General features: G+C 55.9%; 14 protein-coding genes. 5 read left to right on the top strand and 9 right to left on the bottom strand.

Annotated elements, in window-relative coordinates; all coding sequences use genetic code 11:
- Positions 1–72 precede the first annotated feature (72 nt).
- Genes GTO91_RS14200 through GTO91_RS14210 form a run of 3 tightly spaced genes read right to left on the bottom strand, consistent with a single transcriptional unit; the run spans position 73 to position 4,393 of the window.
- Complete coding sequence (locus GTO91_RS14200) at positions 73–963, bottom strand: ABC transporter permease (protein ID WP_161259390.1); 891 nt, start codon at positions 961–963, stop codon at positions 73–75.
- Complete coding sequence (locus GTO91_RS14205; protein WP_161259391.1) at positions 960–1,892, bottom strand: ABC transporter ATP-binding protein; 933 nt, start codon at positions 1,890–1,892, stop codon at positions 960–962. The genes GTO91_RS14200 and GTO91_RS14205 overlap by 4 nt, the downstream gene beginning before the upstream one ends.
- Positions 1,889–4,393: a DUF7408 domain-containing protein gene (locus tag GTO91_RS14210; RefSeq protein WP_161259392.1), complete on the bottom strand. Its 2,505-nt coding sequence runs from the start codon at positions 4,391–4,393 to the stop codon at positions 1,889–1,891. Before GTO91_RS14210 ends, GTO91_RS14205 begins: the two co-directional genes overlap by 4 nt.
- Positions 4,394–4,592: 199 nt before the next feature.
- On the opposite strand from GTO91_RS14210, the gene GTO91_RS14215 reads away from it, so the two are divergent.
- Genes GTO91_RS14215 through GTO91_RS14225 form a run of 3 tightly spaced genes read left to right on the top strand, consistent with a single transcriptional unit; the run spans position 4,593 to position 7,243 of the window.
- Positions 4,593–5,438, top strand: coding sequence for a YitT family protein (locus GTO91_RS14215; protein WP_161259393.1), 846 nt, complete (start codon positions 4,593–4,595; stop codon positions 5,436–5,438).
- Positions 5,439–5,489: 51 nt separating this feature from the next.
- Positions 5,490–6,596, top strand: a complete 1,107-nt coding sequence (locus GTO91_RS14220) for a DUF262 domain-containing protein (protein ID WP_235919611.1) — start codon at positions 5,490–5,492, stop codon at positions 6,594–6,596.
- Positions 6,593–7,243 (top strand): MAE_28990/MAE_18760 family HEPN-like nuclease, encoded by a 651-nt coding sequence (locus tag GTO91_RS14225; RefSeq protein ID WP_161259394.1) that lies wholly within the window; start codon positions 6,593–6,595, stop codon positions 7,241–7,243. Before GTO91_RS14220 ends, GTO91_RS14225 begins: the two co-directional genes overlap by 4 nt.
- Positions 7,244–7,338: 95 nt before the next feature.
- Here the strand turns inward: GTO91_RS14225 and GTO91_RS14230 are convergent, their stop codons facing one another.
- Together GTO91_RS14230 and GTO91_RS14235 are read right to left on the bottom strand one after the other, a co-directional pair.
- Entirely contained in the window at positions 7,339–8,454 is a 1,116-nt protein-coding gene (locus GTO91_RS14230; RefSeq protein WP_161259395.1) for a helix-turn-helix domain-containing protein, read from the bottom strand.
- Positions 8,455–8,693: 239 nt separating this feature from the next.
- Complete coding sequence (locus tag GTO91_RS14235) at positions 8,694–9,320, bottom strand: deoxynucleoside kinase (protein WP_161259396.1); 627 nt, start codon at positions 9,318–9,320, stop codon at positions 8,694–8,696.
- A 392-nt stretch (positions 9,321–9,712) separates the two neighbouring features.
- Here GTO91_RS14235 and GTO91_RS14240 point away from each other — a divergent pair, with 392 nt between their 5' ends.
- Complete coding sequence (locus GTO91_RS14240) at positions 9,713–10,441, top strand: LysE family translocator (protein ID WP_328793818.1); 729 nt, start codon at positions 9,713–9,715, stop codon at positions 10,439–10,441.
- Between the two features lie 76 nt (positions 10,442–10,517).
- Here GTO91_RS14240 and GTO91_RS14245 read toward each other — a convergent pair whose 3' ends face one another.
- Positions 10,518–11,186: a PspA/IM30 family protein gene (locus GTO91_RS14245; RefSeq protein ID WP_161259398.1), complete on the bottom strand. Its 669-nt coding sequence runs from the start codon at positions 11,184–11,186 to the stop codon at positions 10,518–10,520.
- A gap of 67 nt (positions 11,187–11,253) precedes the next feature.
- Positions 11,254–11,769 (bottom strand): DUF4178 domain-containing protein, encoded by a 516-nt coding sequence (locus tag GTO91_RS14250; protein ID WP_328793817.1) that lies wholly within the window; start codon positions 11,767–11,769, stop codon positions 11,254–11,256.
- Positions 11,770–11,907: 138 nt separating this feature from the next.
- On the opposite strand from GTO91_RS14250, the gene GTO91_RS14255 reads away from it, so the two are divergent.
- Entirely contained in the window at positions 11,908–12,603 is a 696-nt protein-coding gene (locus GTO91_RS14255; protein WP_161259399.1) for a peptidylprolyl isomerase, read from the top strand.
- A gap of 78 nt (positions 12,604–12,681) precedes the next feature.
- Here the strand turns inward: GTO91_RS14255 and GTO91_RS14260 are convergent, their stop codons facing one another.
- Both GTO91_RS14260 and GTO91_RS14265 read right to left on the bottom strand, forming a co-directional pair.
- Positions 12,682–14,637 (bottom strand): methyl-accepting chemotaxis protein, encoded by a 1,956-nt coding sequence (locus GTO91_RS14260; RefSeq protein WP_161259400.1) that lies wholly within the window; start codon positions 14,635–14,637, stop codon positions 12,682–12,684.
- Between the two features lie 136 nt (positions 14,638–14,773).
- Positions 14,774–14,968 (bottom strand): hypothetical protein, encoded by a 195-nt coding sequence (locus GTO91_RS14265; protein WP_161259401.1) that lies wholly within the window; start codon positions 14,966–14,968, stop codon positions 14,774–14,776.
- Positions 14,969–15,315 lie beyond the last annotated feature (347 nt).

The raw sequence follows: 15,315 nt of genomic DNA on the forward strand, positions 1-15,315 counted from the left end.
GATTATACTAGTATACAGCGTGAGAATCACGCTGATGACCACTCCCCGCCGTCCTGTTTCGGCTTTTCGCTTTCAGCGGCTCCCAACGTCCCGCCCCCGCAGGAAGAGCGGTCGTCGTCCCGGCGTCAGCAGATAACCGGCGCTGAATAGCAGCAAAGCCGAAAGGATCACCCAAAAGGCCAGGTAGATGAAATAGGGATCGGGAAGCTGCATCCCCGGCGCCCCCCAGCGTTCAGGTGGTTGGAAGAGCCGAAAGACGATCGGGATTGGGTTGATCGATTGAAGGAAGTGGGGCAACAGCGGCGGTCTCGCCGGCAGGGACGGAGTGAACTCGGCCGTTGTTCGCAGCGCTTGCATGTAAAAGCGTTCCGCCAAGGCCCCAGCGATCAACGTTCCCGCTGTATAGGCGAAGAGGACACCGTACGCGGTCGTCGTGGCCATGCTGGTCCGGCGGATCACGGTCGAAGTCAAGATCCCGAGGCTGCCGAAACCCATGATGGTGACCAGGAAAAAAAGCAGCATCCTGCCGATTTCCCCTGGTGATACGCCGCCGTAGAGGAAGACGACCGAATAGACCGGCAAGGCCGCCAGGATGAGCAGGATGATAAAGGCGATGGCTGACAGGAACTTGTTGACGACGATGCCGAAGGGGGTCAGTTGTGTCGTCAGCAACAGATTGAGGGTCTGCCGTTCCCTCTCACCGCTGATCGCGCCGGCCGTGAGCCCGGGCGTGATCAGCGCCACCATGGCCAACTGCGCCGCCGCCAGCAGGGTAAAGAAGTCCCGGCTCCTTCTAGGGTTGAAGTAGCCGTCGCCGCTTGTTTCCAGGTGGATCACAGCAAGGACGATCCCCCCCATCAGCACCAGATAGAGGGCGATCACCCAGGGCGTCCGCCTGGCGCGCATCCGTTCCGCCAGTTCCTTGGCGAGCAACGGCGAGAGCCCCTTGAGTCGAGTGATCATCCTTCCGCCTCCCCTGTGATCTCCATAAATATGGCCTCCAGGTTGCTGCCTGCCTCGGCGAAGCTCAGAACCGGCAGGCCCTTTTCAATGAGACCGCGCAGGACCTCCGCCTGGACATCGTCGCCGCCGTCAATGGCCACGATCCACTCATCCTTATCAGCCGTCACGCCGACAACGGCCGGGTGGGAGCGCAATTGCTCCCCAACCGGCGACGGTTCCACCTGGCCTTTCAGGCGGATGCGGATGCTCCGTCGCCCCTGCACCCGCGATCGGATGGCGGCGACGCTCCCCCGGGCGACCAATCTGCCCTTGTCCAGGATGCCGATATCGTCACACATCTCAGCCAATTCGGGGAGAATGTGTGAGCTGATCAGCACCGTTTTCCCCATCTCCCGCAGCCTTTTCAAGATTTCCCGCAGCTCCACGCGGGCGCGCGGATCCAGCCCGGAGGCGGGCTCATCGAGGATGAGCGCCGGCGGGTCATGGACGAGGCAGCGTGCTAATCCCAGCCGCTGTTTCATCCCCCGCGACAGGCTGTCTACATAGACGTCTGCCTTATCGGCCAGATCGACCAGGGTAAGGAGTCGGGTCGTTATCCCCGGTCGCTCGACCGGCGGGATCCCTTGACAGGCAGCGTAAAAGTCGAGATATTCCGCTGCCTTCAGGTTGTCGTAGACCCCGAAAAAGTCGGGCATGTAGCCGATTCGCCGCCGGGCCTCCCGGGGCTGCCGGACCACGTCAAAGCCGTCGATGAATGCTTGGCCTGAGGTTGGACGCAGCAGTGTGGCCAGGATCAGCATGGTTGTCGACTTGCCGGCCCCGTTGGGCCCGACGAAACCGAAGATGGTTCCCTCGCCGATTTCCAGGTTGAGATCTTTCACAGCCTGCACCGAGCCAAAGGCCATGTTGATGTCGACGAGCCGGATCATGGCGCCATCCTCCCTTCCACGAACAAATGCGGAAGGCCGATGAATTTCTGCAGCAACGCCGGGTCTTCATGGGAGAAACGGAACCTCAGCCGCCCTTCCGGCGAAAGGAAATATGGCAGCGCCTCACGGTCCAGACAGTCATTGGAGGCCACCTTGTCCCATTCGGCGAAACCGTTCCTGTGCCAGTCATAGATTTCTTTTTTGAACACAAAGGACGGCTCATGGGTCCAGAAGTCGACGCGGATCCGGGTCGGCGTAAAGTGACCGTTCTGTTTGAAGAAGCTGCTTGATTCCGGTTCCGTTATCATATAGTCCAGGATGATGGGGCTGTCAGCCACAAGGAAACCGTTTGCCCCCCTATCCGCTTCTGTCACCCCGTTCACTGTTTTCGCCGTAAAAGCACCGGCGGCGTAAAGCATGCTTCCGTCCGGCCCCGGAGCAAGATCGAGGGTTGAATGAACAAGCCCCAGGTGGACAGCCCTTAAGGGATGGCCGGGGATCTCATAATCGACAACAGGGTCATCGGTCCAACCGAAAAATTCGACTTCCCCGGAGGGTAATACGGGGCCGCCTTGAAAAAAGGAACCCAATATGTCTCTCTCCCGGCTCGCTCGGTTCGTTCGAGTCGCTGCGAGCGCCGGATCGGGATCGCCGGGAAGCAGTTTCTCCAAGGGAATCAGGCTCGCCGGTCCCATGAACGTGGTGACCTGCCGCACCGGCTCGTTGCCGATGAGCACATCCACTGGAACGGCCTCTCCCGGCGGAAGGTCGCCCAAGGGGATCACCTCGGCGCCGTAGAGGAGCCGGGCGTCCCGGATGGCGTAAGGGGTCTGGTTGATGACCGTTCCGGCCATTTTGCCGTCCTCATAGACCAGCCGAGACGCAATGCGGCCTCTTTCGGCGGTCTGCTGGAACAAGGCTTTGCGCAGCGACCAGAATTCCACATCTCGAAATTCCAGGGACATCGAATCACCATCGCCAGAGAGGTGGACCTGCTGGTGATCGGGGTGGCTGAAATCGGGCATCTCAAGCGGCCGGGGGATCTCCCCGCCTTTGGCCTGCAACCGGTATGTTCCGCCTTCGGGAACGAACAAGGCGGCCCCGGTGGTGATATCGGCCCAGCGATCATGCAGTTCGACGACAGAAAGATTTTGAACCAGCGTTCCGCCCATCCTGTCCTTCGCGCCGAACAGGAAGAGCCCGCCGCCGAAGAGGACGGCGGCTACCGGTATGGCCAGCCAGTTCCACTCTCGCTGGCCCCATCGCCCCATGACGTGGTAGAGGATTGGGCCGGCGATCAGGATGTATGCGCCCAACAAGGCCGCCAAGACGCCGATGGGCGGCGTCTTAAAGGCGGGGATGCGTTCCGCCGCCATAGCAAGGGACTGCCAAAAGTCGATGCCGCGGGGGCCGCCGTTCAGGCCCTCGGCCCTTTCGCCATCGATGAGCGGCAACAGCAGACGGCTCCACAACGGGCTGTTGCCCGGCCAGTGGGCCACCGGCCCTTCCGCCAGGTCATAGGCGCAGAAGAGCACCTTTCCGTCGCCGACAGGACGCAGGGCGATGATGGGGATCCCCTTTTCCTCTACAATGATTCTCCCGCCGGCGAGCTTGCCCATCGCCACCGTGAGCGGGCCGGAAGGAACGTTTTCCACGCCGGCTTTCTCGGCCAGTTTCCTCAACCCGTTCCACCGGGTCTCACCGTGAACAGATACGGGAGATAGGTCGAGCCAGGGCGCCGCGGAACGCCGGTAGCCGGCGCCGCCGCCGAGGATGAGGATGCCGCCGTTCTCCACCCATCCCGTGATCGCTTCTGTCTGGACTGCGGAAAGCTTTTCTGCCGGAAAACCGTTGATGACAAGAACATCGAGCATCTTCAGCGATTGCGCTGTCTCGGGGATGTCCGCCTCTGAAAGGTGCTGCACGCGGTGCAGCGATTGCGCGTTTTCCCGGCGAAGGCTGCCCAGAAAGTCGGCTGTGGTCGCTTGTTCGGAAAGAACGCCGATCAGCTTGTCCCCTGTATTCAACCCGCGGCCGCCCACTTTTTCCTCGGCGATCAGAAGGCCCTCGTCGCTCTCCAGCCGGACGACAATGTTCGGCATAGAAATTTGCTCTGATCCAAACAGCGTATAGGTCTTCGTCTCTCCCGCATCGAGAGAGACCGGCAATACGTGATACCCTACCTGCGGTTGGGTATCCTTCATGGCCAAACGCAGGAGACCTTTTAGCGGAGCGCCGTTGTTTGACACCTTGACCCGGATGGGAATGAGGTGATAGGGCTTGTAGTCGCCACCGTAGCCAGGGACGACATGGAGCCGGACAGGTTCCGCAACAACTGTTCCGGCCTGAACCGGCACAGTTGGCGCCGGCGCAGCCGTAGCAGCCATAGGCGCCGCAGCGGCCGGCATCATCGCCGCAGGAAACAAAACCGAAAGAAGGGCCGTAACCGCCGCAAAACGGGCGAGGGAGGCACACATCCCATTCCGTTGTTCCCTCAACATCGCACCACCGCCTTCATCTTCTCTTCATAGAGACGCAGCGCGCGACAAAAAGGTTGCTTCGACGGTCTGTTTTCTTTACAATTTTTTCATCAGGATCATAGCCGTCCCAGGGCCGGCGCAGGCTAACAGGGACGGCTCCCGAAGAAGCAAGCATGAATGCTCAATTCGAAGAACCGTTCTTAGAAGGGGCTTGATAGAATTGAATAAGATCAACCTGCGCGAATACCTGCTTGTCCTTGCCGGCGCATTCCTTTTTGCTTTTGGCACCCGGGCCTTCATCCTACCATCCAAGTTGGCGCCAGGCGGAGTGGCCGGCCTGGCGACGATCGTCTACTACCTGACTCACCTGTCGCCGGGCATCATCATGTCGCTGCTCAACTTCCCCCTCTATGTCCTGGCCTACCGGAAGATCAACCGGGAGTTCGTCGTCAAGACCTTTATCGCGGTGACCATGTCCTCTTTGTTTATCGACTGGCTCCAATACCTGCCCGATTTCTCGACGCAAAACATCCTATTGAACGCCCTCTACGGCGGCTTGATCTACGGTTCCGGCGTCGGCTTGATCCTTCGCGTCGGCGGCAGCCTGGGCGGCGTCAACATCCTCGCCAAGATCTACTCCGTTCGCGCCGGCGTTTCTTTTGGCACCCTGAACCTGGCTTTGAACTCCGTGATCGTCCTCCTGTCAGGGTTGACGGTCGGGCACGAGGCTGCCATGTACACGATCGTAGCTTTTTACGCCTCGAACCGTGTTGCCGACTTCATCCAGGAAGGTCTACCAAAAAAGGCGGTCACCATCATCTCCAGCGACGCCGAGCAGATCGCCACGGCGATCATGGGCGAGTTAGGACGTGGTGTGACCTTCCTGAAAGGGGAGGGCGCCTTCACCCACGACGACAAGAACATCATCCTCTGCGCCATCGAGCCGAACCAACTGTTCGCCCTGAAGCGCACCATCTACGGGATCGATCCCCAAGCCTTTTTGATCATATCGGACGCCAAGGAGATCCTCGGTCGAGGGTTTAAGTCCCTGAGGCCTACGACATAATTATTTTTAGCCACCAATTAGATTCCGCCTAAAAAAAGAAAGGGTGTCATTATGGGTTTGTTAGAACAGATTGATGAACGCGGTAAAGAGATTTCTACAGATTCCTACTCTATGTCAGTCGGTGAATTGCTGACAATGTATAAGGATGGAGACTTGGTGCTACGCCCGGAATTTCAGCGTTTCTTTCGGTGGTCTCCAGAACAAAAGTCTCGCCTTGTGGAATCACTGCTGTTGGGGATCCCCATCCCGTCGATTTTTGTTTCCCAACGGCACGATGGAAAGTGGGAAGTCATTGACGGTCTCCAACGACTGTCCACTTTATTTGAATTAGCCGGAGAATTACGCAATCCGGACGGAGAAAAAAGACCGCCTCTTGTGTTGACAAAAACAAAATATCTAACTGACCTAAAAGACCTTCAATGGGAAAGCGAGGACAAGTCAAAACAATTTCCGGAAGAAGCAAAACGCCGTATCAAGCGTTCTAGAATTGATGTGAACATCGTCTTAAGCACGAGCGATTTATCAGCGAAGTACGAGCTTTTTCAACGGTTAAACACAGGTGGATCACTCGCGACTGATCAGGAAGTAAGAAATGCCATACTTGTTATGATCAATCGTGAGTTCTTTTCTTGGATTACAGACCTCGCGGGTCGTGATTATTTCCGAAAGTGTATTCCTTTAACGGATCGTGCGCTCGAAGAACAATTTGATCTTGAACTCGTTACGCGGTTCGTTGTTCTATCCTCCCTTGATATGGATGCGCTTCGGGATATGGATGAACTCGGCGCTTTCTTGACAGACAAAATTGTGGAGATGGCAGAAGATGCCTCCTTCGATAAAGATAGAATCACATTGGCATTTCAACGAACTTTTGATACCCTATCCCGCATTTTCGGGGAACACAGCTTTAAAAAATTTGACGAAACTAAACAGCAAGCCACGGGAGCGATGTTAATCTCGATTTTTGAAGTTCTTGCAATAGGCATCGGCACTTTTGCAGGGGATCCGGCTTACGTGATACCCTATGAAAAGATTAGAGAGCTTCACCGGCGTCTCGCGAAGGAGATTCGGTTTACTTCGGCAGCCGGATCTGGAATTAGAGCGTCAACCAGAATTCCCAACACAGTAGGTTTAGGACGTGAATTTTTTGCGCCATGAAAATTCGCAGCCAAACAGAACTACAAGACTTTTTGGATCAGTCTCTTTCCAAACGAAAGCGTGAATTGACCACCCTGCGATTTATATTATTACAGTGCAAACGTACCCACGAGAGAGATACGTTGCTCCGGGCGACGCTTCCAATGTTGTACGCCCATTGGGAAGGCTTTATCAAGGAATCCTCTATTGCCTATCTGGATTATGTTTTGCGCCAGGGAATACCGTTGGGAAATTTAACGCGGAATTTTATCGCCTTAACATTACGCGGGAAAATCGTTTCTGCTGGATTATCAAAAAAGAATCAAGTTCATAAGGAGCTTATCGATTTGATTCTCGACCACGCCAAACACGTTGCATCATACAATCCGAATGAGGTCATCGACACGCAATCGAACCTCTCATCCAATGTCTTGCGAGACATAATGCACACGGTTGGCATAAACTTTGATAATATGTGGCAAAAAAAAGTTCCTCTTATCGATCACCAGCTATTAAAAAGCCGGAACGAAATTGCTCATGGTGAACTCGTTCCAGTAGATGTAACGCTCTATGAGCAGCTGCATAAATTTGTAATTGAAAGCCTGGAACAATACAAAACGGCATTGGAAAATGCTGTAGCATTGGAAGCATACAAACACTCGATTTGATTAATGTTACTTTTCTAGTTTTTAAAAGACAAAAACAAGAGCGGAGAAAGAATCTTTCATCCGCTCTTCACAGCCGCTTATTCCGATTTAAGAAACTACTTGGACAACACCGGCGTCTGGGACCTTCCCCAGAGCCGGTTCCACCAGCCCTTGACGCCGCGCTTGCTCTGTTCCATCTGCATCTTCTGACGCCACTTGATGATCATCTCCGTCGAGCGGTCAACGGAACGACGCACACCGTCGACAGAGGCCTTGACATCGTCGAGGCGCCGTTCCAACGTCTGAGCGCCGCTCTGCTGGGCGCTGACCATCTGGCCCACCGTCTCGCTCACTTCCACCATCAGCTTCTTCACCTCGCCCATGGTGGACTGGTTGTCCACCGACAACTTGTGAACGAAGGCCTGGCGCATCTCCGCGTCAGACTGGCTGGCGGCCACCTCCTGGAGCGTGGAGCGCATGTCGTCAAAGACGGTGTCCACATTGTGCTGCCAGGCGTCCAACCCGGAGCGGAACTCGTCCAATCCCTGATTCATCCCCTGGCGGACGCGCTCCATCGATGTCCGCAATTCACCGTTCACACTCTGCTGCAGGTTGACCACCCGGCCCTCGACCTTGCTCAAGTGCTGGTGAAAGCCTTTTTTCAGGCCCAAGACATCGGACTGCACCTCCACGATCTGCTGAAGCATCTGTTCCAGCCGATCTTCCAGAAGCCCATCGGCGCGTTGTTCCTCCCGCGGGAGAGAGCGCAACAATTGGATCAGTTCCTGGGTGGATTCCTTAAACTCCCTCCAATCGACGGCTAAGGCCTGCGCCTCTGCCGTCATCTCCTGCGGCATGCCGTTCACTAAGGACGTCCTCTCGGGGTCAGGGTATGCCCCTTCTCCCGTTTGCGCTCCCGGCTTGACCGCCGAAGCGGCAACCGCTCCCGCCGTCATCGACGGCGCCACCAGCGCAACCGGCACGGCCGCCTCAGCCGATTCGCCCACCAGGGCCGGCTGCTCCCCTTCCAACCCAAGAAGGCTGGACTGGACCCCACGACGCCGCGCAAATTCCCGCAAAGCCTCCAGCGGGATCAGGTACTTGAACCCTCCCGGGACTTTCTGCTGCCTCGCGGCCAGATCGCCGCGATGGATCGCATCCCGCAGGGTGTACCGTTGCAATCCCGTCACTTTGGCGGCTTGAACAACCGTCAACTCATCGGGCAGATTCATGCTTCCTGCTCCCTCCTTCTCAACCACCTATTCGACAGAGCTTTTCCATATCCTTCCAATCTATCCTGTTTATATCAAAAAATTCCTTTCCTGGCAACGTTTTTTTTACGTTTAAAAAAGAAAAAGCAGGCTCTTGCACACCTGCTCCTTTTTCCCAAGAATGTATCGTCCTATGACTCTTGTTCCGGACCAAACCGGTTGTAACCAGGCCTATCCGCCATGAAGGCTTGTCCCGCTCCCTAGCAGGCCGCCTCATAGGCCGTGATGATCTTGCGCAGCACCTCTTCCCGATCATCAGGGTTGTGGACAAAATCCAAGCGGCCCACTTCGATCGTCAGCAGTTCTCCGCCTTTGTAGTTCCGGTAGTTGTTCTCGTAAAACAGGTTCAGCATGGCCCAATATTCCCGTTCAACCGTCAACTCGTCGTCCCGGCCGCGCATGCGGATGCGGCGGATCGCCTCGTCCGTATCGGCTTTCAAGTACACCATCAGCCGGGGGGGTGTCAGGCCCTCCAACATGCTGTTCAACAGGTTTTCATAGACGCTGAACTCCTCCACCGTCAGGTAGCCCTGCTCACGGTACATGCGGGCAAAAATACCGTCCGAATAGATGGAACGATCCATGATGGCCCTATTAGTCCCCGAGGCCTCCCGGTATTGTTTAAAGCGATTCGTCAAAAAGTTGATCTGCATCGGGAAGGCCCACCGCTCCCGGTCATGAAAAAACTTATGGAGCAGTTGATTCTCGTCCTCAAACAATTCACTAAAGGCGACCAGATCGAGCCTTTCCGCCAGGATATTGACCAGGCTGGACTTGCCGACGCCAGTCACCCCATCGATCACCAATTGCACCTTCGCTTCAGGCATACACCGCACTCCTTCATCCGAATACTATTCACTTTTATCAACCGGCCGCTCATCCGTCGCCGCTGACGCCTATGGCGCGTCACGAAACAGGTTGATGTTACTACACAGTTACTGAACAGATTCCTATAGCAACTGCACTCAACACTTCGCGAACAGGCAGCCCTTTCCCTTCTCCCTGGCCGATGATTCCGCCACTCTCCATTATTCCCATAAACGGCCATACACGCGATTGTGCAAAGCCTGAACCATCAATTAGACAACGGGCGATCGCCTATGCTATACTGAAAAAAGTCAAATCGATCCCCTTCTTTTGATTTTTATGGTAATTGATAATTCTTCCCGTGCATAAACATATTTGGTAAAGCAATGAGAAAGGAGGATTGTATCGCTTGGTGCTTGCACTCCCCCCCTCACCGGCGCAACTGGTCCAGGCGCTGTTCAGCGGCCTCTTGTTAGGCGTCACACTGGCTTTGCCTCTCGGTCCCATTGCCGTCGAAGTGTTGCGCAATTCCATGCGCTATGGCTTTTGGATGGGCTTGGCGGTCGGGACAGGGGCGATCATCGCTGACGGCTTCTACCTCCTAATCGTCCAATTCGGGCTGGTTCCCTTGTTGCAACAGCCGATCATCCGCACCGTCTTTGGACTGGCCAGCACGATCATCCTGCTGCTTCTCGGTTACTCCCTGTTCCGGCCTGGCAAACAGGTGGCCCGCGCCTCTTCCGGTTCTGTCGACGCCGTATCGGAAACAGCGCCTTCCCACAAAAGCGGCCTCTTTCCCTTAAAAGCGCTCTTCTCCGGCGCCTCCGGCAGCCGTTCTAAAAAGCAAGCCTTTTTAAACGGCATGATCCTCACCGGTTTAAACCCCTTCACCCTCACCCTCTGGATCGGCGTAGGCACGACCGCCGTCGCCAGTTGGAATTCCACCTCGCCCTTTCTCGGCCTTATATTCATCTTTGGTATTCTCTTCGGACAGGAAATCTGGTTTGCAGCGATCTCCCGGTTGGCCCGGACTCGCTTTTTCCAGTGGCAGATGCACATCCTTCCTAAAATCCAGAAAGCGTTCGGCCTCCTGATGATCGGCTTGGCCTTGGCCACCTTATACTGGACCTTGACTGGCTGATGCTACGCAATAGAGAACCCCCTGTCACGGCGATGGACCGGACAGGGGGTTCTTTTTGCTCTTCTCTTTTTGCCTCTTACTTGCCCAGTTGGCGCTTCAGCGCGGCCAGTTCGTCATCCACATCAGCGCCCTTGTCCAAGGACGCCAGTTCATCATCCAAGCTGGCGGAAGGACCGCGGGACAGTTCCTTGCTCGCCTCAGCCTTGGCTTCCAGGGATGCCACTTTTTCCTCCATGCGGTCAAAGCCGTGCCGCGCCGAACGGTTGTCAAATCCGCCCATCAGGTCATGAACCTGCTGAGTCGCTTTGGCGGCGTTGGCACGGGCGACGAGGGTGTCCCGGCGGGCTTTCAGCTTATCGAACTCGCTGCGCATGTCAGCCAGTTGCCGCTTCAGTTTCTCCGAAGTGGCCGAGTGGGTTTCGAATTGGGCCTTGAAATCATTCATCCGGGTTTCATGGTTTTTCTTGTCTTCAAGCGCCCGCCGGGCCAGGTCGTCGCGACCGGCGTTGATCGCCTTTACGGCGTCTTCCTGCCGCTTCTGCACCATCGCCTCCGCTTCCCGGTACTGGGCTTCAAACTTCTTGGTCACGGCGATCTGCTTGGCGATCGCATCGGAAGCGTCCCGAATGTCCTCTTCCATGTCCCGGAGGTACTGGTCAAGCATCTTTACCGGATCTTCCGCTTTGTCGAGAAGGGCATTGATATTGGACAGGGTGAGGTCTTTCAACCGTTTGAACAAGCTCATCAGGGCATCCTCCTTACATCATGTGGCAATCGTGAATCCGGCAGCATCCCCTGCTGGCGCGCGGCGCTTAACCGGCGACGATCGATACCTCAAAGGCATCGATCCAGCGTCCGTCATAATGGAAAAAGCGACCCTCCTGCCACTCGATCCGGTAGATTTCGCGCTGATCCGTCTCGAACTGCCAGTACATGACCGGACCGGTGCGGATAGGCGTCAGGCCGAGGGCGTCAACAGTCCCCTCTCCATTATAATCGAGAAAGAAATGCTTCCCGTCAAGGATATATTCGGTCTTTACCTCATTCACGTTGTCCGTGCGACCGGCAAAGGGGGTGATGACCACAGCCTTGTCCGGCACAGAGCGATCCAACAGCAGCCCCTGCCGCTGGCGTCCCGACTTCAGCCAGTACATCACCCAACCGGGCAGACTGTGATAGCTCACCTTTCCTTCGATCACCCAGTCCTCCAGATCGAGAGAGACAATATCGTTTACATCGAGGTCGAACAGCGTGCGCTCTCGCAGGACCGGCTTTCCGGCGTTGGTCTCCGATTCAAAGATCCGACGCATGCGATCAAAAAGGCTCACGGCCTCACCTCCTCTACCATCTTCTCATAAAAGAAGACTTCTGAAAACACTCTATGAGATGGCTGTCCCAACTTGTTCCACTTGCTTGAGCCGATTATACTAGAATCGCCGCCATTTTACATGAAAGGATGGGTTACCATGCAAAAAATGTGGAAAACGGGCGTGGCCGCCGTGGCGATGATGGCGCTCTTTACAGCCGCCGGATGTTCCAGCCCGGAGGACCAGAAAAAAACGCAAGAACCGCCGCAACAGACCAGCCCGGCCAAACCGGACAGTCCCAAGTCGTCCACGGCTGAACGGAACAATAAGTACCAAGCGCCGCCGTCCATGCAGATCGATCCGAAAAAGCAGTACACAGCGACTGTGCAAACCAATCGGGGCGCCTTCAAGATCGAATTGCTGGCCGCCGAAGCGCCGAAGACGGTCAACAACTTCGTCTTCCTGGCCCGTGAAGGCTACTTTGACGGCATCCGGTTTCACCGGATCATCAAGGACTTCATGATTCAGACGGGCGATCCCATGGGGAACGGAACCGGCGGACCCGGATACAAGTTCGCCGACGAACTGCCGCCCAAACTCTCCTACGGACCGGGCGTCGTCGCCATGGCCAACGCCGGCCCGAACACAAACGGCAGCCAGTTCTTCATCTGCAACGGCGAAAAAGCGAAAAACCTCAACCAGATGCCCAACTACACCGTCTTCGGCCGGGTCATCGACGGCATGGAAACGGTGCTCAAGATCTCCGACACGCCGGTGACCGCCGGCTTTGGCGGCGAGAAGAGCAAGCCCGCCGAGGAGATCATCATGGAAAGGGTCACCATCGAAGAGAAGTGACCGCATCGCGCTGCGCCGGACATCCCACTTTCTTCAATCACGTAAGATTGCATGAAGGAACCCGCTGTTCCGGCGAGGTTACTCCACGGTAAACCGTTCCGCGTTCGCCCGGGAGGATTGGGCCAGATTGGACAGCAGCGAGGCCGTCTGCGCCACCTGTTTCGATGAGGCGGCAACCTCCTGGGCGATAGCGGAAACAGACTGCGATTGGGCCGACGCCCGGTGAGACTGTTCCGCCATCGCGTTGATGGCCCGGGCAGCCTCATCGGCGTCCACCGCCTGGGATCGGGCCTCGCCGATCACCCGTTCGAGGCGGCTCAACTGATCCTGCAGCAGTTCCGCCATGGCCTTGATCCGTTCCAGGTTGGTACGGGCAAGGCTTTCTTCCTGCGCGGCCATGTTGATTCCCGTCGCCATCACCGCCACGGCTGACTGCACATCCTGGCGGACTTCATCGAGCATGCCCTGAATCTGCTCGGCCGAATTGCGCGATTCCTCGGCCAACTTCCGGATCTCTCCGGCGACAACGGCAAAGCCCCGGCCCTGTTCCCCGGCCCGTGAGGCCTCGATAGCCGCATTCAGGGCCAGCAGATTGGTCTGATCGGCAATACCGGTGATCGCCAGGCTGATGGTTTCAATGCCGCGACTTTTTTCCTCCAGACCCCGGACAGCTTCCGATCCGGCAGACATGGCGCTTGCCAGTTCCTCGGCATGTTCTAAGGCGCCGCGGACAGCGTCGACCACATTCCGGGAAAGCTCGGCGATCCGCCTCCCTTCCTCTTCCGCTGCGCCGCCTTCCCTGGCGATAGAATCCGCCAACTGGGCCAGACTGTCAATCCGGCGGGCAATCTCAACCACCCCGGCAGAACGGGCGGAAATGCCGGCGGCAAGCCGTTCATTCGTCTGAGCCAGTTCTTCGGCAGCCTGTGCTGTCTGGTGGCAGGAGGAATCCAGTTGAGACGCCTCCTGTTTCAATTGATCGGCTGAACGGCGTATGTCCCCGATAAGGACGCGCAACTTGCCGGCCATTTGACCAAAAGCCTCGGCTAGGTCGCGGATTTCCGGGTCATACCCATCTTTGCCAGCAACGACCACATTCAAGTCGCCGCCGGCCATGCACAACGCCTGTTCGCCCAATTGCCGCAGCGGACCGGTGATTCGCCGCGACAGCATGGTTGCGATCAATACGGCCAAGATCACCGTCACTGCCGCAATACCGCCGATCAGAGACAACAATCGCTCCACATCGGCGTAAGCAACACGGCTTTCTTCACGGATGAGGATGGTCCAACCGCTCAATTCCGATTTCGCCGCTGTCGCCAGATACTCCACCCCGTTATCGAGGTAACGGAACCCCCCCGTGGCAACAGGGAGATCCATCGATTGGTCCTTTGTCATTGTTTCCTTATCGGGGTGATAGATCAACTTGCCGTTTCCACCGGCGATCAGCACTTTGCTTTCTGCATGCGGATCGACCTGCTTCAGACCGCCCAGGTAATGTTCGACAACCTTGTCAAGACTCACATACCCGGCCAGCACGCCGACCGTTCTTCCCTCCTGCTTGATCGGCACGGAAAGGCCCATGATCGCGCCGCCCGTTGACTTACTGACGACGGGCATCCCGATGACGGCCTCTTTGCCCCCAGTGATAATCCCTTGAAAATAGTCGCGGTCAGCCACATTGACCCGTTGGGCGTCATTGGAACGAACCGTCTGCATCCCCGCCGTGTCGATGACGACGAGGGTGTCCATATCGAAAAAAACCTTGCTGTATTCAACCAGCAGGGGCTTCTGCCGAACTGGATCCATGCCGGTGAGGTCCGGATTTTTGACTAGTCCTTGGAGCAGGTTTGTCCGCTCCCGGATCTTATCGTCCAGGCTGTTGACCACACCGGAAGCCCAGAGCGCCTGTTCCCGGCGAATCTGATCTTCAATGGAGGTTCGGGCTTTGACAAAGGCGCCCGAACCCAATATGAGAGCAGGTAAAATCGCAAAAAGCACAAAAAAAGCCATCAACTTCGTCGACAATCGCAATTTTCTTCCCCCCGCCTGCTTTATGGGACAATTCCTCTTTCATTTTAACAAATTCCTTTTCGCCAAAAAACTGGATGGTTCGATTTGGCCAATAAAAAAACCGTGATGGCTCACGGTCAAAAGAGGGGGGCATTGATTACTTTTGTTCAACCGGCCACTGGCATTTGCATTCGGGGCATTGCCAGGCTACGGTCTGATCGCCGTTGTAATTCAAAATTCCAATCGTCCGGTAACAGGTGTAGGATCTTTTGATGCTTTTTTTGGCGCGCGATTCCGTCTTGGTCAGCAGATTGGCGCCACATTCGGGGCAAACCGTCAGCATCTTGCCCATGGAATTCATCTCCTCTGGATTCTTTTGATTCTCACTATCTCGACATGTATTGTGAATAAAAGTCAACAAATGGGCGTCATTGGTTGCAACATTTTCTAATCAATACCTTAACATATCTAAAACAAAATCGGAAGACAGTTGATTATTTACAGAAAACTTAGTTTTTCGCATAAAAAATGACTTTTCTTAATTTACAGATTATTTTATAAATAAAAGAAAAGGGAGAGCTAGCCGCGTCTGCGGTAAACTCTCCCTTTTTCCTGCGGGTCGCTCACTTTCCCGTTTGCCTGTCCCATAGAAGGGTCAGGTGTTTCGCTTGTTTGCCTATGGTATCGCTGATCATATGG

Source organism: Heliomicrobium undosum (assembly GCF_009877425.1).
Taxonomy (GTDB): domain Bacteria; phylum Bacillota; class Desulfitobacteriia; order Heliobacteriales; family Heliobacteriaceae; genus Heliomicrobium; species Heliomicrobium undosum.